Genomic DNA, 17,524 nt, shown 5'->3' on the forward strand with positions numbered 1-17,524 from the left:
CATGCGAATTTTACACAAGCAACAACACTTGCCGCCCCTTGACGGCCCCCGTCTTGAGCCTCATCCGTTCCGCACCGCGGGCGCTGCATCCGACAAAAACAGCGGCGCGCCGCTGGTACCCGGCAGCCGCCGCGAACGTGGGCTTGAGGCCCGCCGCGCGGCCCTGGCCGCAGAAGCCCGTGGAAAGGCTGATGCCGCCAATGCTGTGGGTGAAGGCCAGCAGCAAGGCTCCGGTCTTCATGACGCCTTTGAATTCCGGCAGCTCGGCAAAGAAGATTTTGAACAGTTCGAGGCGCTGTTGCGCTATGCCTTTCAGGTAAGCTCGTCCGAGATGGCCCGCATCGGCTGGTCGGAAAAAGAAATGAAGCAGTCCAAAAAGCCCATTTTTGAAGCCTCGCACGTTATGGGCTGGTTTTATAAGGGACGCCTGGCCTCCCAGATCGTCATCTATCCGATGGAAGTGAACGTGCAGGGCGAAATATGCAAGATGGGCGGCATTACGGGGGTGGCTACCTATCCCGAATATACGGGCCGCGGCCTCATCCATTCGCTTCTGGGCAAGAGCCTCGAGCACATGCGCGCAGAGCAGCAGATCATTTCCTATCTTTGTCCCTATTCCATTCCCCTGTACCGCAAGCACGGCTGGGAAATTGTTTCGGACAAGATGACGTTCGCCATCAAGGATACACAGCTTCCGGCGCGGCGAGCCGTGGATGGCCTCATAGAGCGTGTGGATATCGAAAATGAAGACCTGCACAGGGTCTACAAATATTTTGCCCTGCAGGAGCACGGCGCGCTCATACGCGGCGCGTTGGAGTGGGAAGAATACTGGCGCTGGGATTCGGATGACGTTATGGCGGCGGTGTACTATGGCGCTGATCGCAAGCCGCTGGGCTATGTTGTGTACTACATTGAAAATGAGGTGTTCAGCATCAAGGAGATGGTTTACCTGAATCAGGAGGCCAAGTCCGGCATCTGGAACTACATCAGCGCGCACTTTTCCATGATTACCAGAGTCGAGGGCGTCAACTATACGGGTGAGGCCATCGCCTTTCAGTTTGAAGACAGTGAGATTGACGAGACCATCCAGCCTTACGGCATGGCCCGCATAGTGGACGTGCAGCGTTTTATGGAGTTTTACCCCTACCAGTTCAGTGACCCCAGGCTTACGCTGGAATTTGAAGTCAGGGACCCCATTGCCCCCTGGAATAACGGCATCTTCCATATGAGCTGGCAGGAGGGAGAGGCTGTTTGCGAGCAGGTCTCCACATTCCGTTCGGGCCACCGCATCGGCCTGGATATCCAGACGCTTACCACTATGTTTATGGGGTACAAGCGGCCGACATATCTCTATAACAATGACCGCATTGATATGGACTATCACCTGCTCAAGACTCTTGAGGCGCTGATTCCGCCGGACAAACCCTATTTTTCAGACTATTTTTGATGCGGATGCCGCATCAGGAGGTTTTGTCGTTTCAAGAACATGTATTCTCAAGTTTTCACGGCGCTCACTACTGTGTGCGCCTTTTTTATGGCGATGCTTTAGGCAGCTTGTTTTAGAGGATATATTTTCAAAGGTTGATACACGCCAGATCCGGCGTTTAACAGCGCAAATATGTTGCGCCTGGCCCCTTTCACGGCGGACGTCTGCTCACGCAGCCCCGGAGCATTTTTGAGGCGAAGACGCCCCGATGCTGCGCTGCGCGCGCTTGCAGATGCGCTCTGTAGCCTTGCAAGGATTTTGGGCCAGCCAGCGGGCGCAGACATCCTGCACCCATGCGGGCTGTGATTTGGCGGCATCGTTAAGCCAGTTGCCCACGCTGTCCTGCACGTAGGCTGCCGGGTCTGCGCGTAACGGCTCCAGCACTGGCAGGGCAAGGGCCGGGTCCTGCTTGAGCCTTTCCATATGGCTGCACCAGACGCCGCGCGGGCGGATGCTTTCACAGGCAAAGCGGCGCACCCGTTCCGAGGGGTCGGTGGTCCACTGGGCAAGGTGCGCCACGGCAGGTTCAAGGTTTTCTGTAATGTGCGGGCGCAAGGCCATCCATGCCCATTCCCGAACACCAAAATGGACGTCGTCGGCCAGGGGGCGCATGTTTTCGAGCCGTTCCCCGATGCTCAGGCCCGGAATAAGCGCTTGGGCAAAGCAGCCCCAGCCGCGCACGGTGTCTGAAATGTGCGTTGTGGCCTGATCGAGGGCGTCTGGCCCAAGGGCCGCATACACCAGCTCCGCAGCGAGGCGCATGCGCTTGGAAATGCCCTGGGCTGCCATTTTTTGCAGGCTTGCCACTCCGTCTGCGGAGACGGACGGCAGGGCCGCCGACATAAGGGCGGCAAAGTCCACGGCAAGAACTTCGCCCAGATTGCTTGAGGCGACCTGCCCGCTGTTGAGCAGGTGCAGTTTGTGGCTGTTCGTTGTCATATGTTTTCCGGCAGGTTGGTGTGGAGGCTCCGCGCGGCAGGATGTTGCCCCTTGGCGGGCGCAAGGGCGGCCTGGGGCCGGATGTGCTCGGTGTGCCGCCGCGTTGTATCGCGCCGGAGCATTTGCGTTGAAATGCTCCGGCGGCGCAAGGAGTAGAGCGATGCCGCCGGGCCTTGTGCGGGCAGGTCTGCCCTGTGTGTATGGTAGGCCCGGCATCGGGTGGGAGTGTTTTACAGTGAAACGGCCCTAGACGGCTGATTCAAAAAAGGCCCGGTATGCCCGCACCGTAGTATGCAGGTCGGCGCAGCTTGCCAGCTCAAAGGGGCTGTGCATGGACAGGACCGCAGGGCCGAGGTCAATGACGTGCATGCCGTAGGCGGCAAGAAAAAGAGCCACCGTGCCGCCGCCGCCGTGGTCCACGCGGCCGAGTTCCGCCGCCTGCCAGGGAATGTTTCTGCTGTTGTAAAGATTGCGCAGTGCGCCGAAAAACTCTGCATCGGCCTCGCTGGCCCCGTACTTGCCGCGTGAGCCTGTGAACTTGGAAAAACAGGGACCGTAGCCCATCTGGGCAGCATTCTGTTTTTCGTGCACTTCCTGAAAATCGGGGTCCAGGGCTGCCTGCACGTCGGCGGACAGGGCGCGGGTTTCCATAAAAACACGGGATGCAGGCACATCCGGCGCCCAGGCGCGGGCCAGGTCTTCCACGCAATACTGAAAAAAGCGTGAGGCCGCGCCGGTGGCCCCGTCCGAACCGATTTCTTCCTTGTCCCAAAAAATGACGGCCATGCTCCGGCCTGTGGCTTCGGCCTCCAGCAGGGCTTCAAGGGCTGCAAAGACGCAGATGCGGTCATCCTGCCCGTAGCCGCCTACCAGAGCCTTGTCAAAACCCACAAAGCGGGCCGGGCCGGCGGGAACGGCCTGAAGTTCGGCTGTGATGAGATCCTCTTCGGTAATGCCGTACTTTTTATTCAGAATTTCAAGAAGTTGCGCCTTTACCGGTTCTTTGGGGGCGTCTTCTTTTTTGCCCTTGCCTGCGGCCTTGGGGCTGTGCCCAAGAATGATGTTGAGCTTTTCGGCTTCAAACGCATCGCTGACGGTCTGGGTAACCTGCTTCTGGGCCAGATGGGGCAGAAGGTCGGCAATGCAGAACACAGGTTCCCCGGCTTTTTCGCCAATGGTAACTTCAACGACAGAGCCGTCGCCGCGCACCACCACGCCATGCAGCGCCAGAGGGCGCGCCAGCCATTGATATTTGCGTATGCCGCCGTAATAGTGTGTTTTTGCCTGAGCAACGCCGGGCTGCTCAATGAGCGGGCGCTGTTTGAAATCCAGGCGCGGCGTGTCGGTATGGGCGGCAATGAGGGCAAGCCCCTGCTCCAGCGGCAGCACGCCACGCCTTGCCGCAAAAATGGCTTTGCCACGCATGGGCCGCATAACGCGGTCAGCATTGAAGTCTTCAGTATAGCCGTGTTCCGCCAGGCGCTGGCGCACATACTTCACGGTTTCGCGCTCTGTTTTGCAGTGCGTAAGAAAATCCATATAGCGAACAGCCAGGGCTTCCATTTCTTTGCGCGTTTTGGCGTCCGCGCCTTCCCAGGCGTTTTGGGGTTTGTAGGCCAGAGTCTTTTCCATGCTGTTTTCCTTTACGGCCTGCCCGAACGGCAGGCCTGTCATTTTTGCGGTCAGTACCGCCTATATAATCTCTTTTGCGGCCAAAGCCAGAGCCTCGCGCAGTACGCGCAGCAGCGTGGGCCTGTCTTCGGCGGTCAGGGTACGCGGGTCAAGGCAGAAACTGTCGTCTTCCAGCCGTCCTATAAGGGGCGGGTCAGTGCGCAGAAGGGCCGCCTTGAGAGCCGTTGCACTGCAGTTTTCAGGCTTGAGGCACACAAGCGTCGTGGGCAGGTCGTATTGCGGAAATGCCCCTCCGCCCACGCGCGAAACGTCGGCCCGCAGGCTTACAAGGCAGGACGCCGACGAACCGGCAAGCCCCTTGCGCAGCGCCGCGGCCAGGGTGCGCGCAGCGCGCGCCAGTTCCTCGGCCGGGCGGCAGATCATGCGTAGGGTGGGGATTTTCTGACGGGCTTTTTCGGGGTCAAGATAGAGGCGCAATGTGGCCTCAAGCGCGGCCAGGCAGAGTTTATCGCAGCGCAGGGCGCGGGTGAGCGGATTGCGCTTGAGTGTGTCGACCATGTCCTTACGCCCTGTGATAATGCCCGCTTGCGGGCCACCGAGCACCTTGTCGCCGGAAAATGTGGCGATGTCCGCCCCTTGCGCCAGCACCGAGGGGACTGTTGGCTCATCGGGCAGGCCGCAGGAAGAAAAGTCCGTCAGGCTGCCGCTGCCGAGGTCTTCAATAAGGGGCAGATCATGCCGGCGCGCCAGGGCCGCCAGCTCGGGCAGCGGCACGGCGGAATGAAAGCCAACAATGCGGTAGTTTGACGTGTGCACCCGCATGAGCGCGCGGGTGTTTTCATTTATGGCCGCGCTGTAGTCGTGCAGATGGGTGCGGTTGGTAGCCCCTACCTCGCGCAGTGTGGCTCCGCTTTTTTCCATCACTTCGGGGATACGGAAACTGCCGCCGATTTCCACCAGTTCGCCGCGTGAGACAACCACTTCACCGCCTTTGCAAAAGGTGTCCAGCACCAGAAGCACGGCGGCGGCGTTATTGTTGACCACAAGGGCGGCTTCTGCCCCGGTCAGGCGGCACAGCAGGTCTTCAACCAGGGCATGACGGCTGCCCCGGCCGCCGCTTTGCATATCCAGCTCCAGGTTGCAATAGCCGGTGGCGGCGGTAATGACCGCTTCGCGCGCCTCTTTGGCAAGCACGGAACGCCCCATGTTGGTATGCACCACAACGCCGGTAGCATTGAGCGTTGCCCGGAAGCGGCTGCGCAGACCTGCGCGCACATGCGTCATGAGCCCGGGCAGGCAGGCATCAAGGGTCAGTTGTTCGTTTTTTTTGCAATGGCCTTCGCGTATTTCGTGGCGTTTTTTGTCCCAGAACTCCGTTATAAGGTCGCGCATCAGGCCGCGCGGAGCTTCGACCAGGGACGGATCGGCCTGGCCGAGGGCCGTAAGGCACAGATCCACGGCGGGGATGGAGCGGAAGAGATTATTCATGGGTGCTTCTCCCGTATGCGTCGGCTGTGGGCGAAAGGTGGCGGGGAAAAAGACTGAAAAATTCGGCCAGCAGGTAGAGTGAGCCTGTGATCAGCACCGGGCCGGTGTTGCCGTCGGCCCGGGCGCAGGCGGCGGCCTGTTCCAGTGCCTGAGCCAGACAGGCGTGCGGCCCGCTGCCGTGCGCATCCTGCGTGGATTGCGTCGGGGCCGGTACGGCCAGAGCCGTGACCGGGGGCCTGGCATTGAAAAATGCGGCAACATCATGCACATCGGCGGCCCGGGGATTGTGCAGGGCTGGTATAAAGACGGGCGTATGCCCCAGGGTTTTTTTGAGCATGCCCGCAACGGAATGCCAGTCCTTATCCCCCAGGCAGGAAAAAACAGCGGCAGCGGGCCGCACGCCTGTCTGGTTCAGGGCGTTGACCAGAGCGGCCATGCCGTGCGGATTGTGCGCGCCGTCCAGCAGCAGGGGGGGCAGGCCGTCTGCTGCGGGAATTGCCTGCAGGCGGCCGGGTACAAAAGCGCGGGCCAGGCCCTGCTGTTGCAGCGCGGCATCAGCGGGATTTTTACCAAGCATGGGGGCCAGCCGCCGCCATGCAGTGAGAGCCAGAGCGGCATTGTCACGCTGGTGAGGTCCTGCAAGGCCCGGCACAAAAGGAGCCTCAAGAGTATCTGCCCAGACGAGCGGAGCCTTGTAGGCGGCAGCGGCATTTTCAAGCACACGTGTGGCCTGTGGAAACTGCCTGGCTGCACAGACCGGTACATTCGGGCGGATGGCTCCTGCCTTGTCCTTGGCGATGGCGGCAAGGTCTGCGCCGAGCACATCTTTGTGATCCATCGCTATAGGCGTAAAGCAGGTCAGATCCGCGCTGACGGCCGTAGTGGCATCGTGGCTGCCGCCGAGTCCGGCTTCCAGCACGGCCACATCAACCTGTTCTTCCCTGAAAGCCAGTAGAGCCAGCACCGTAAGAAATTCAAAATAGGTCAGCTCCGGCACGGCATTCATGATGCTATCTGCCTGGGGGGGCCACAGGTCTGGCGGCCAGGGGTGTCCATCAATGCGGATGCGTTCCGTGGGGCTGACAAAATGCGGCGAGGTGTACAGGCCCGTGCGCAGCCCGTGGGATTGGCAAAGGGAGGAAAGAAAGGCCGCAGTGGATCCCTTGCCGTTGGTGCCCAGAACCTGCACCGTCACAAAAGGGGGCCGGGCAAGGCCGAGAATGGACAGGGCGCGCCGCATGCGGTCAAGGCCCATGTCCATATGGAAAAGTCCCAGGCCGTCAAGGTGGCGTTGAATCTGGGAAAAATCGCTGAAAAAGTGCTTCATGCACAGCACGGTAACGCAAAGGCGCGCAACTGTCAGCGTTTTAGAGCGGTTCAATCCTGAAACGGCGGCGGAGCGTCTGCGCCGGCCGTCTCACCAAAGCATCTACCGCAGTTGGCTGTCCTTGCTGCCGCGCCGGTTGTAAAGAGAAACGGTCTGTTGCTCCTTGTCGGCTTCCTGCTGGCAGGCGATGCAAAGGCGCACGCCGGGGAGAGCATCGCGCCGGGCCTGAGGTATTTCTTCACCGCATTCTTCGCAATGGCTCAGGCTATCACCTTTGGGCAGGCTGCGCCGGGCGCGAGCAATTTCATCGTTGATGGAATCCTGAATCTGATCCTGTACGGCGTTGTCGCCGGCCCAACCGCTTGCCATGACGTCCTCCTTTACGGCGCTGTCTACGCCTTATTGGGATGCAGGTGTATTGCCGGGCATAGCCGTGCAATACGGCCTTTCGCAGGCAGCGCTGCCTGCGTGACTACGGGGTGCTTCAGTTCCGGCCGCGATGGTGTGGTGTGTGTATTTTCAGGCTGCTGCTGTGTTTTGCAGGGGCGGCATCTGTTGGCTGTTCTGGTGTGGCGGCTTCACCACAGTATATGATGTCCCGGGGTGAAATGGAAGCCTCCGTACACGGCAGAAGCCGCGGGAACTGCCATACTGTAACGCAGGGCGCATGTTGCGTTTGTGACAGGATGTCGCGCTTGTGCCAGTGAAAGTATTGTGGGCGGACGCCCGAAGGTCCGGCCTGGCCGGTCGGCTGGGGATGGCGTGGGCAAGCACGCTGATGCGGGACCGGGCCGGTTTTCCTGCGTGAGGGGGGTGCCCTGCAGGGCGGTCGTTTTTTATGTAGACTTGCGGCTTGCCGAAAGCGGCAGAGGCGCAAGCGGACTGCGCTTACGCCTCTTTGCCGGGAGGCTGCCTTTGCAGCCGCCGGGAGATGATGCTTCGGAATATGTTATTCCGGCAACTGGATGTCTGTCTGGTATCCTGCGGCCATGCATTGTGCGATGAGGTCGCCGGATCCGTCAAAAACCTTTATGTCATAATTCTGTATGCGCTGCCCGCGGCGTACCACGTGGGCTTCAGCAACCAGCGGGCCACTTTTGCCGGGCCGCAGGAACTCGATGGTGGTGGAAAGGCTGACCACCCCCGTATCTTTGCCCGCATTGGCCGCCGCCCCGAAGGCAACGTCCGCCAAGGCAAAGATGGCGCCGCCGTGGGCGCAGCCCATGCCGTTTCTGTGGTTTTCGGTAAGGGGCATGCTCACCCGGGCGAACTCAGGGCTGGCGCTTTCAATGGTCATTTGCAGGTAGTGCATGAGTTTGTCGTGTTTTGCGACATAGTTTTTCATAAATTCTCCAGTGTTGCCAAAAACAAGCCGGAAGCCAAAGGCTTCCGGCACAGTGTATACAAACGTGTATCCGCCAGTGCGGTATGAATATTCTACTCTACCTGCTGGATGCCGTCCAGCTTCCAGCTACCGCCCTGCACCGGGCGCATGAAGTGCCATACTTCGCGAACAGTGGACGGAGCCTGCTGGTCCGGACTTTCGCGCATCAGCACATCAAAAAAGACCTGGGCATACTGCTCGTTGCCTTCATTCTCCACACCAAGCAGTTGTGCGTTCACCAGCAGTATTTCAGTACTGCTCGGGCTGGGGTCGGCTTCCATCTGTTCACGGACAGCGTGCTGTACCGCAGAGCTTGTGAACTGGGATATGTCGTCCATATCGCGCTTGTCCCAGGAGTTCTGCAGGCGGGTATACGCCATTTTGGCTCCGCGCAAAAATTCATCAACATCAAACCCTTCGGGCATGGGAATGTTGGGTCCGGCCGCCATGTGGGCTGCCGCCCCCTGACCATCACCGCGCAACACGTCCCAGCCGTTGCCCCCGGCGGACTCGCGCTGCATGCCCTGCATGCGGTCGCTGTAACCGCCGGAGTGCTGCCCGTGCGCCCCTGCCGTTGCAGAAGCCTGCCGGTTGCGAAAGCGGGCGAAGAGCTTGAGGCCCAGAAAGGCCAGCAGGCCGATAAGGATAATGTCCATAAAGCCGCCTCCGGCAAAGCCGTGGCCGCCCAGCAGCGAACCGATCAGTGTGCCGGCCAGAAGGCCGCCGAAAAGGCCGCCCATGCCACCGAACATGCCCGCGCGGGGAGCCTGGGGCGCGGCCTGGGCCTGAGCTGAAGGCTGGCGTGCGGCACCGGGCGTATCCTGCCGCATGGCAGGTTTTTGCGCAGGCGTGCTCATAAAAGGTTTGCTGCCGAACGAACGTCCACCGCCCATGCGGGCGGCTTCGGCGCAATCGGGCATGGCAAGCATAATGGAACAGCAGAGAAAAAACGCAGCGGTCAGAAAGGCACTCAATTTCATGAACAGCTCCCGGGAGGGGGTTGTTGGTTGCAGGGTGCGCTGGTCGCACGGTCTGATCAGCCTTTCTGACTATAAACATTGTGACAAAAAAGGCAAGGCCGCTAAATCCACTTTGCAGAAAATAAAATGTATAGCAGATAAGTAGCTGTGCTATATTTATGTAATACAGAAATATTAAGGATATTTTTAATGTAAATGGTGCGTAATATGGTAAAAAAGGTAAAAATAATTATGATAAAAATATATAGTACATTTATATGCGGTGTAGTTTTTGTTTTTATATTGAATATATAATGGTATAATTTTTTAAACGAATTTTTACAGGCATAATTTATATAAAATGTGCGAAAAATGATACCAGCTATGTATGTTAGTGTTTCTGTTAATAAAGCAGTTGCAATAGTATGTATTGTTATGCATTGACATGGTTATCCTGCACAACTGCTGTGTTTTGTTTGTGATGTATTCTTTTTATAATGTTATTGTACAACATGTTTGTTGTGCGCGAAAGTTCCTGACGGCAGTGGCGCCAGTCACAGTCGCAGCCGTTTGCATACGCCTCTGCAGCAGCGGTCAGCAGGCGGCGCTGCTCAGCCGGCATGCGGGCCGCTACCCATCCGGCTGCCATATCCTTGGGGGCAAAGCCGTCTGTTTCCAGTGTGTACCACATGCGCGCCAGGGTCAGCAGCACGTTGCGCTCGTCGCCCTCAAGTGTTCCGATCAAGGCGGGCAGCGTGTCTTTGATGGCACGGCGGATGTCTGCTCTGGGGATGTCCGGCAAAAGTCGTTTTGCGGCTGGACCCATGAGGGCAAGCGCCTCGTGCCGCGCTTGAGCCAGCACCAGCGTCAGCTCAGGGTCTCCGCTGGGTGGGGGAACGTTGCCTGCTTCGCAGCTGTGGCGCAGCCATTCGCCATAGATGAACTCACCGGGGGCGGGATACGGCAGTTCCGCAAGCTCGGGTTGCAGGAAAACGATCAGTTCCAGAGGCCGCCGCCCGTACGGGTCGGAGGGATAGCGCCCGGATATGTCCAGCAGATCGGTCACAAGGGTTTTGCGGGCTTGCGGCGGGATGGGCTGGTCAACGACCGCCAGCAGGTCTACATCGCTGCGAGGTCGCAGTCCGCCGGTTACTGCGGAACCATGCAGATAGACGGCATGCAGGGATCTCCCAAGCCGTCCTTGCATGGCCGACAGGGCCGCGGCCGCTTCGGGCAGGGTGATCAGCAGGCTGTTTGCAGCGGGATGCACCAGAAACCTCCTGAATCTCCTGCCTCAGGAGAGCCGGGAGGCAGCGGCAATGGGGCCTGGCGTTGCCCCGGATCAGCGTTTGCGGGCATCGGCGGCACCGTCCACATAAAGCCAGAATACTGCCCCCAGGTTGAGGGCCTTGGGTTGGCCGTCAGGGCCTTTGAGGGGGTCGCCGGGTGCGGTGGCTATGCAGTACCACCAGCCGGGCTGGTTGAGAACAAAGGAAAACTGCCCAGCCTTGTCGGAGCGGGCCGCCATTTCTTCATGCCACGGCGTGGGAACTATACGTTTTTCGGTGTTGATTCTGGCCATACGCACAGAGGCGTTTGCCAAAGGTTTGCCGTGCAGCAGAACCACACCGGAGAAAAGGGCAGGAGCGGTGAGGCCGAAAGGACGGACAAGGGGCTGGATTTCAAAGGTCTGGCCCACGGGTTGATCCCATCCTCGTTCCACGCCATGCACGGGCAGCACCGCCTTGACGTAGTGCTGCAGAAACTGGCCGTGAGCCGCATCCCACCAGGGGCGTCCTTCAATGATGAACTGGTAAAGGCCGGGATGGGCGAGGGCCACGTTGGCGCCCCATGCCTTCTGGTCAAGATAGCCTATCTCTTCCACGTCGCCGAGAAGGTCGCGCCGTTCGGGCTGAATAAGGCCATCCTTGACGGGACTGGCATTGTCGTAGCGCAATACGGCGAAAAGCTGGGGCATATCCATGACAAGCCCCTGGTTCTGAAAGGGCCGCATCATGGTGATAAGTACATCCACCTGTTCATCAATGGCAGGAAGCTCGGGAGCAGGAGGCGGAGTCTGTGTCTCCTCCGCAGGTTGTGCAGCGGGCTGCCCGGCAGTTGCTGCCGTACTCTGCCCGGGGTCCTGTTCCGCAGTGGGGGACGCGCCCTGTCCCTGGGGCGGGGCAGCGGGCTGGGGGGCTGCTTTGGCAGGCGCGGTCTTGTTTTTGCCTGCGTCCGTATTTTTTTCCGTTTTGGGGGCGGATTGCCTGCCTTCCTGCTTTTTGTCTTCGCGTTTGCCCGCTGGCTCGGCCTTTTCCGTCTTGGCGGGAGCCTCAATGCTGGGCTGGCTCGGAACGAGCAGGGTTACCTGCGCCCCGGCGGAAGCTGCCGTGAGGCCGCAAAGGGCAGCCATACACATTGTGGCGGAAAAAATGACGGCCGCCGTGCGCGGCAGCGTATGCAAAAAAGAAATGCGCGGCATGAATGCTCCTGCTTTGCCGGAAATGGCTGCCCGGCTGGCCGGGCATACGGATTCGGGCTTTTTTATTGACGCAAGCATAGCAGAACGCCCCGACATTGTCATGTGGCCGGGGGCGGGGTATCCGGCATCTGGCCTCAGGGTTTGTCTACAGCCCCGTCGGGGCATCTGCCGGATGGCCTGCCGCATCTTTCGGGGTGCGCGCCGCCACAAGAATATACACCCGTGCGGCTCCGGCATGGCGCAGGGCGCGGCAGGCGGCACGCAGGGTGCTGCCGGTGGTCATCACATCGTCCACCAGCCACAAACAGCGACCTTTAACCTCGGGTGAAGAAGCAAAACTGTGGCGCACGTTGTCAGGCCGCGCGCGGGCGCTGAGACCTATCTGCGCCGGGCCGGGCCGTGTGCGGCACAACAGGCCGGGTATGAGTTCAAGCCCGGTCTGCGCGCTCAATGCCCTGGCAAGTTCGTGCGCCTGATTGTACCCCCTGTGGCGCAGATGGTCGGGGTATTGTGGAACAGCCACCAGGGCGTCGGGGCGGGGCAGGCAGCGGGCGGCCTCTTGCAGGAAGGCTCCGAGCAGGGGGGCCAGGTAGAGATGCCCGTCAAACTTGAGCCGCAGAAGCACGTGGCGCAATGCTTCTTTGTAAAGGCCATGAAAGGCAGCGCCGGACCACGGGGGCGGAGTTGTAAGACAATGTCCGCACAGGCTGCCCCTTTGCAGGTGGGGCAAAGCAGAAGCTTCAGGCGAAGGGGCGGAGGGCAGGCCGCACAGCGGGCAGCGCGGTCCTGCATACGGGGCCAGCAGGATGCGGCATTGCGGACACAGGGGAGCCAGCGGGCCGGGAATATCCGGTGCTGCGGCAGGGTGATGGGGAAAAGGTGAAATTTCTTCGCCGGGCGTGAAGGGGCGCAAACAGTGAAAGCAGCGTGCCTGCGCAAAACCCAGAAAACGGGCTGCCGCGGTAAACCCCATGCCCAGCCGTGCGGTCAGGCCTTCTTTGCCGGGCATACAGCCATGCTGGCTGTTGTTTTCACCAGTTTTCATAACGAAAACAAAAAAGCCGGTCCGGCGTTACCCTGCAGACGATGGTCTGTCTTTGCCGCAGCCCTTGCCGGGGTGGGAGTCCGGAACATAGCCCGGCACCTTGCCCGCCATCAGGCGGCAGCCCCAGTCGTGTCCCCAGGCGTGCAGGGCAGCGCGCACAGCGGGGCGTTCTTCAAGGTCCTTGCCTCTTTCCAGCCCCCGCAGCAGCCGTGTTTCGCTGATAGCCGCATTGAGCGGAGAGAAAAAGTAGCGCAGGGTAAGCAGGGAGCCGGTAAAAAGCTGTTTGCCCCGAGGCCTGCCTGCCACAAGGCTGACAAGGGCGGGCTTGACCGGAGGCCGGGGCAGGGACGGCCTGCCCGAGGGAGCGTGGTTCTGCGCCGCCCAAAAGCGCTGGGTGCGGTCAATGAGCGCCTTGAAATGCGCAGGCAGGGCGTAAAAATAAATGGGCGCAGAGATGAAAAGCAGTGGCGCGGACTCGATGAGGGCGAAGATTTCTTCGGCCCTGTCCAGTCTGCCGTCACAGTTTTTGCCTGCCAGGGTGCAGTGATGCGGGGGGGCCGTACAGCCGCCGCAGTCGATGCAGCCGTCAAAAGCATAGTCGCGCAAAGGCACAAGCTGCAGTTCGGCCCCGGCTTCAGCCACGCCTGCGGCAACAAGATGTGCCACGGCATCTGAAACGCCGCCGGGCCGCGGGCTGCAAAGAAGTGCCACAGGGTTGCTCATGGTCTGAACTCACCGCAAAAAGGGTTGTTGGCGGCTTCATCGCCTATTTTGGTGGCGGGCCCGTGACCGGGATAAGCGACAGTTTCGGCGGGGAGCTTGAACAGTACGTCCCGCACGGAGCGCAGCAGTGTGTCATGGTCGCCGCCGGGAAAGTCCGTGCGGCCGATGGAGCGGTAAAACAGGGCGTCTCCCGTAAAGACCACCTGTTCTTCGGGAAAATACAGTGAAACGCCGCCGGGGGTATGGCCGGGGGTTTCCAGCACCTCACAGTCCATGCCGCCAATGCTTGTCTTGCCGAAGGGCATGGGGCTGCTTTTGAAATCCGGCACCGGAGGAAATCCCCATATGCCGCCCTTGCCCGATTCGGTGTCGGCAAGGCTGTCGTCCCCTTGCGGCATGTACACGGGCGCGCCCGTCGCGGCGGCCAGTTCGGCCACGCCGTACATGTGGTCAAAATGGCGGTGGGTTATGCAGACGGCATCCAGGGTGAGTTGGTGGCTTTTCAGGTATTCGAGCATGGGCGCGGGGTCGCCGCCCACGTCAACAGCCACGGCCCTGGTGGCGTTATGGATGATGTAGCTGTTGGTCTGCAACGGGCCAAGGGGAAAAACGGCAACGGCCATGATGAGTTCCTTATGAGTATGAATCTGCGCGCAAGAATGGGGGTGCCCATTGCAGCAGTGCGGTGTGTATCTTTCGGCTGCCCGATATTACCCTCTTCGCTTTCAGGGGGCAAGTGCTGCCTGTGGTAGCAGCAGGCGCCGGGTGAAGCAATATCAACCTGGAGCCGTTCCGGCGGCTGCGGAAGGGCGCGGCTGCTGCCCCGCAGCAGGCCTGTGCGCAAGGTATGTGTGTGCCGGCATGTTCTGACGTAGCGGGCCGCGTTTTTAGGGACGGGGCGCGGGGCCGCATTGATCAGGCTTCTTCAATTCTGAAGAGATGCCGGGTTTCATGATATTTTCTAGACAAGCGGCCACCACCGAACTACACTTCACGGATGAAACAGAATTTTCAGCCCGAAGAGGATACACAAAACATGGCACAGCATACAGCGCGCAAAAAAGCCGGGGCGGGCCGCAAGACGGCCGCCCGTTCCGCTGCGGAGCAGTATCCGCGCAATGCGGCGAACAGCGTGGAAGCGGCGGCCGCTCAAGGCGTACCGTCCAGTGTGCCGGAAGCCGCCTCCGGGCGGGCTGGAGCGCCGGGCGGCGCGGCGCACCCCGAATGGGCCGGGCGGCTGGAAGACTCGCGGAATGTGCCGGCCCGGGACGGAGCCGGGCAGGGCTGTGACTACTCCGGTCAGCGGGACCTGCGCGAGCTGGCCCGTGAAGACCTTATGGAAATGGAAGGATTGCTGTGCAGGCAACTGGCAGCCTTTTTTTCCTTCAGCGGGCATGCCCTGTATTTTCCCAGAAATCAGGCTTCGGATGAGCCGCAGCTGCTGGCGCGTGAACGCAAGCTGCTCCTGCCCCTGATCTGGAAAGAGCAGCTTTTGGGCATGGTCATGCTGCATGGTGTTCGCGCCCGTGAGGTACGCCCCCTGCTGGAGATTTTGCCCGCCATTACCGGGTTGATCCTTGAGAATCTGGCTCGCGCCAAGGCTGTGCGCACGGATGCGGTTACCAGCCTTGTTACGGAGGAAAGCCTTTTTGCCCGGATGGAAGGCGAGGCCGAAAGAGTGCGGGCGCACCTTGAAGAACCGTCTGCCCCTGAGGGGCTTGCCGCGCCCATGCATCGCATGTGTATGGGCATCGTGCTCCTGCGCATGAATAACGGCCCGGATGTGGTGCGGCGGCACGGTTTTGCCTTTGCCGAAAATTTCATGCGCAGGTTTGCCGATGCCTGTCGTTCGGTTCTGCCGTCTGACGTGCTGGCCGCGCGGGTGGGGCGGCACGAGCTGGCCCTGCTGCTTTCAGCCAGTGGGCGGGGCGCGTGCCACAAACTGGCCCGTGCGGTACTTGCGCGTATGGAGGCCGAGCGTCCTGCTTCGCCGTTGACCAGGCAGGTCGTGCATGCGCGTCTGTGCGCCGGGCATGCCTTGTACCCGCAAGACATGCAGGGTGCTGAAATGGGCCTTGGCATGTATGAACAGGCGCGTCTGCTTATGGCTCGCGCCCGGCTGGCAGCAGATGTGGCAGGCCAGACGGCTGCCGCGGCCGAAGCCGCCGGAGCTGACGGAACCCGCGCCGGAGAAAGCCGCATCATGCCCTTTGCCCGTATCCTGCAGGAAGGGGGGCTGGTGCTTGAGAGCCTGCCCCTGGGGCGCTTGCGCATCAGCCTCGGGCGTCAGGCCAAGGCGCGTGAAGGCATGCGTTTTGCGGTCTGGAGCGCGGATGCAGGCCAGAAGCCGCGCTATAAAGGCGAGGTTGTGCTGCTGCGCGTGGGCGACAGGGATTCTGTCGCCGAAATTCTGCATCTGGCGGACGCGGCCTTTCTGCCAATGCCGGGCGACAGTCTGGCCCTTCTTGGGCAAAGCCCGGTGCTCAGCCCGGATCTGGACGGGCATGACCCGTCTCTGAGTATCCCCGGTGTGCAGGAAGCCCTGTTGACGCCGCCCGCCGCGCCAGCGCGGCAGGTACAGGAGCGTGGCGAACCGGCCGACACGCCGGCAATCCCGCGTGCCCCCGTGCTGGCCCAGGCTGCCCCTTGCGCCGCCGCAGCTTCCGAACACTCCGGGGCCGCCGGAAATTCTGAAAACCCGCAGGCGCAGGTCCGCGCCGTGCCGTTTCCCGCAGTGGCGGCTGACGGCTCAACAGCGCCGGATGCTGAACAAAAAGACGGGGCAAACGCCTCTTCTGCGGAAAGCCCCCGGTGCGACCTGTGTGGGCACGGCGATTTTCTTAACCGCTTTGCGCATGAAAGCGAGCGCTGCGCCCGTTTTGTGCTGGCGATTGTGCGACTGGAAAATGCCGAAGACCATGCTCCGGCCACGGCCCTGCGCCTGTGGAGAAAACTTTTGCGCAAACTTGCTCCTGACACGGAGCAGGCCGAACCGCTCGCCGGTTTGTACGGCAGTAACAGCCTTATATTTTTTCATCCCGGCGTTGAAACACCGGATGTTGCCGGCCTGTATGAGAGCCTGTGTGCCGATCTGAAAAACGAAGGATTTGACGCTGCGGCCGGACTGGCAGCTTTTCCCTTTTTGCAGTACCGCAAGGCAGAAATGCCGGACTGCGCCCTCAAGGCTCTGGAATACGCCCTTCTTTTGCCGCCGCCACGGGTCGGCATATGCAATTCCCTGGCGCTCAATATCAGCGCCGACAGACGTTACAGCCTGGGCGACGTGTTTGGTGCTCTGGAAGAGTACAAACTTGCCCTGCTTGCGGACAAAGCCAATGTGATGGCCTGGAACTCACTTGGCGTGTGCATGGCGGCCCTGGGGCGCGGACACGAGGCGCGACGCTATTTTCTTGAAGCGCTGCGGCATAATCCCGATGCAGGCGCGGCCAAGCAGATTTATTACAATCTTGGCAATATTTGCCAGAGCCTGGGAGAGCGCCGCGCCGCCGCACGCTACTACCGGCAGTGCGTCAAAGCCGCACCTGACCACCTTTTTGCGCATATCCGGCTGGGGCAGCTTTGTGAGCAGGGCGGCAGAAGGGCCGACGCCCGACGCTACTATGAGCTGGCGGCAGCCATTGAAGACGCTTCGCCCGGCAGACCGGGTGTGGCCCGGCGGCATCTGGCCCGCGTGGCAGCACGCCAGCGCAGGGGTGGCGAGGCCCGCGAGCTTCTGCACGAGGCCCTGTTGCGCAACCCGCAAGACGCGGCGTCCATGCTGTTGCTGGCAAATATTTATCTGGACGGCAACGAGGACCCGGCCGTGGCTGAGCTGCTGGCGCGTAAAAGCGCTGGTCTGCATGACAGGCCAGAGGCCTGGCAGACGCTGGCGCGCGCCCTGCGCGCTCTTGACCGGGAGGATGAAGCCCGGCTGGCTGAAGCCAGAGCCGTGCTTGGCTGAGTAAAAAATATAGGGTTATGACCGCAAGCAGCCGCCCGATACCGGGCGGCTGCTTGCGTTTGGGCTGTTGGCGCGGTTCGTGGGGTACAAGGATGGCG

At 60.8% G+C, this 17,524-nt stretch carries 14 protein-coding genes; 2 read left to right on the forward strand and 12 right to left on the reverse strand.

The genetic code is table 11. The features are described from left to right. Position 1: 1 nt before the first annotated feature. Positions 2 to 1,447, forward strand: a complete 1,446-nt coding sequence (locus ACZ495_RS01390; protein WP_081428300.1) for a GNAT family N-acetyltransferase — start codon at positions 2 to 4, stop codon at positions 1,445 to 1,447. 207 nt (positions 1,448 to 1,654) lie between these two features. On the opposite strand, the gene ACZ495_RS01395 is transcribed toward ACZ495_RS01390, so the two are convergent. From ACZ495_RS01395 to ACZ495_RS01450, 12 genes are all read right to left on the reverse strand, one after another. Continuing rightward, entirely contained in the window at positions 1,655 to 2,425 is a 771-nt protein-coding gene (locus tag ACZ495_RS01395) for a DNA alkylation repair protein (RefSeq protein ID WP_072311643.1), read from the reverse strand. A gap of 246 nt (positions 2,426 to 2,671) precedes the next feature. Further along, positions 2,672 to 4,057, reverse strand: coding sequence for an aminopeptidase (locus ACZ495_RS01400; protein ID WP_296983724.1), 1,386 nt, complete (start codon positions 4,055 to 4,057; stop codon positions 2,672 to 2,674). Between the two features lie 60 nt (positions 4,058 to 4,117). Continuing rightward, positions 4,118 to 5,545, reverse strand: coding sequence for an L-seryl-tRNA(Sec) selenium transferase (gene selA / locus ACZ495_RS01405; RefSeq protein ID WP_394027250.1), 1,428 nt, complete (start codon positions 5,543 to 5,545; stop codon positions 4,118 to 4,120). Beyond that, complete coding sequence (locus tag ACZ495_RS01410) at positions 5,538 to 6,872, reverse strand: bifunctional folylpolyglutamate synthase/dihydrofolate synthase (protein WP_464262512.1); 1,335 nt, start codon at positions 6,870 to 6,872, stop codon at positions 5,538 to 5,540. Before ACZ495_RS01410 ends, selA begins: the two co-directional genes overlap by 8 nt. A 102-nt stretch (positions 6,873 to 6,974) precedes the next feature. Further along, positions 6,975 to 7,241, reverse strand: a complete 267-nt coding sequence (locus ACZ495_RS01415; RefSeq protein WP_012625360.1) for a DksA/TraR family C4-type zinc finger protein — start codon at positions 7,239 to 7,241, stop codon at positions 6,975 to 6,977. Between the two features lie 580 nt (positions 7,242 to 7,821). Beyond that, on the reverse strand, positions 7,822 to 8,217 hold the full coding sequence (locus ACZ495_RS01420) for a PaaI family thioesterase (RefSeq protein ID WP_394027252.1): 396 nt from the start codon (positions 8,215 to 8,217) through the stop codon (positions 7,822 to 7,824). A 92-nt stretch (positions 8,218 to 8,309) separates the two neighbouring features. Further along, positions 8,310 to 9,236, reverse strand: coding sequence for a Tim44 domain-containing protein (locus ACZ495_RS01425; protein WP_012625358.1), 927 nt, complete (start codon positions 9,234 to 9,236; stop codon positions 8,310 to 8,312). Positions 9,237 to 9,648: 412 nt separating this feature from the next. Next, the gene (locus ACZ495_RS01430) at positions 9,649 to 10,485 is read right to left on the reverse strand and encodes an aminoglycoside adenylyltransferase family protein (RefSeq protein WP_464262513.1); all 837 of its coding nucleotides are present in this window, start codon (positions 10,483 to 10,485) and stop codon (positions 9,649 to 9,651) included. A 72-nt stretch (positions 10,486 to 10,557) separates the two neighbouring features. Further along, on the reverse strand, positions 10,558 to 11,697 hold the full coding sequence (locus ACZ495_RS01435; RefSeq protein ID WP_464262514.1) for a DUF4198 domain-containing protein: 1,140 nt from the start codon (positions 11,695 to 11,697) through the stop codon (positions 10,558 to 10,560). A 145-nt stretch (positions 11,698 to 11,842) separates the two neighbouring features. Beyond that, positions 11,843 to 12,706: a ComF family protein gene (locus ACZ495_RS01440; protein ID WP_232088683.1), complete on the reverse strand. Its 864-nt coding sequence runs from the start codon at positions 12,704 to 12,706 to the stop codon at positions 11,843 to 11,845. 63 nt (positions 12,707 to 12,769) lie between these two features. Further along, on the reverse strand, positions 12,770 to 13,465 hold the full coding sequence (locus tag ACZ495_RS01445) for a flavodoxin family protein (RefSeq protein WP_012625354.1): 696 nt from the start codon (positions 13,463 to 13,465) through the stop codon (positions 12,770 to 12,772). After that, a complete protein-coding gene (locus ACZ495_RS01450; protein ID WP_464262515.1) occupies positions 13,462 to 14,088 on the reverse strand; it encodes an MBL fold metallo-hydrolase in 627 nt (208 codons plus the stop codon). Before ACZ495_RS01450 ends, ACZ495_RS01445 begins: the two co-directional genes overlap by 4 nt. 413 nt (positions 14,089 to 14,501) lie before the next feature. Here ACZ495_RS01450 and ACZ495_RS01455 point away from each other — a divergent pair, with 413 nt between their 5' ends. After that, a complete protein-coding gene (locus tag ACZ495_RS01455; RefSeq protein ID WP_464262516.1) occupies positions 14,502 to 17,426 on the forward strand; it encodes a tetratricopeptide repeat-containing diguanylate cyclase in 2,925 nt (974 codons plus the stop codon). The last annotated feature ends 98 nt before the right edge of the window (positions 17,427 to 17,524 follow it).

This window comes from Desulfovibrio sp. GTC20076, assembly GCF_055385905.1.

Coding starts and splice junctions, on each gene's coding strand:
- ACZ495_RS01390 (WP_081428300.1), top strand. CDS start 2: ATGCGAATTTTACACAAGCAACAACACTTGCCGCCCCTTGACGGCCCC.
- ACZ495_RS01395 (WP_072311643.1), bottom strand. CDS start 2,425: ATGACAACGAACAGCCACAAACTGCACCTGCTCAACAGCGGGCAGGTC.
- ACZ495_RS01400 (WP_296983724.1), bottom strand. CDS start 4,057: ATGGAAAAGACTCTGGCCTACAAACCCCAAAACGCCTGGGAAGGCGCG.
- selA (WP_394027250.1), bottom strand. CDS start 5,545: ATGAATAATCTCTTCCGCTCCATCCCCGCCGTGGATCTGTGCCTTACG.
- ACZ495_RS01410 (WP_464262512.1), bottom strand. CDS start 6,872: ATGAAGCACTTTTTCAGCGATTTTTCCCAGATTCAACGCCACCTTGAC.
- ACZ495_RS01415 (WP_012625360.1), bottom strand. CDS start 7,241: ATGGCAAGCGGTTGGGCCGGCGACAACGCCGTACAGGATCAGATTCAG.
- ACZ495_RS01420 (WP_394027252.1), bottom strand. CDS start 8,217: ATGAAAAACTATGTCGCAAAACACGACAAACTCATGCACTACCTGCAA.
- ACZ495_RS01425 (WP_012625358.1), bottom strand. CDS start 9,236: ATGAAATTGAGTGCCTTTCTGACCGCTGCGTTTTTTCTCTGCTGTTCC.
- ACZ495_RS01435 (WP_464262514.1), bottom strand. CDS start 11,697: ATGCCGCGCATTTCTTTTTTGCATACGCTGCCGCGCACGGCGGCCGTC.
- ACZ495_RS01440 (WP_232088683.1), bottom strand. CDS start 12,706: ATGCCCGGCAAAGAAGGCCTGACCGCACGGCTGGGCATGGGGTTTACC.
- ACZ495_RS01445 (WP_012625354.1), bottom strand. CDS start 13,465: ATGAGCAACCCTGTGGCACTTCTTTGCAGCCCGCGGCCCGGCGGCGTT.
- ACZ495_RS01450 (WP_464262515.1), bottom strand. CDS start 14,088: ATGGCCGTTGCCGTTTTTCCCCTTGGCCCGTTGCAGACCAACAGCTAC.
- ACZ495_RS01455 (WP_464262516.1), top strand. CDS start 14,502: ATGGCACAGCATACAGCGCGCAAAAAAGCCGGGGCGGGCCGCAAGACG.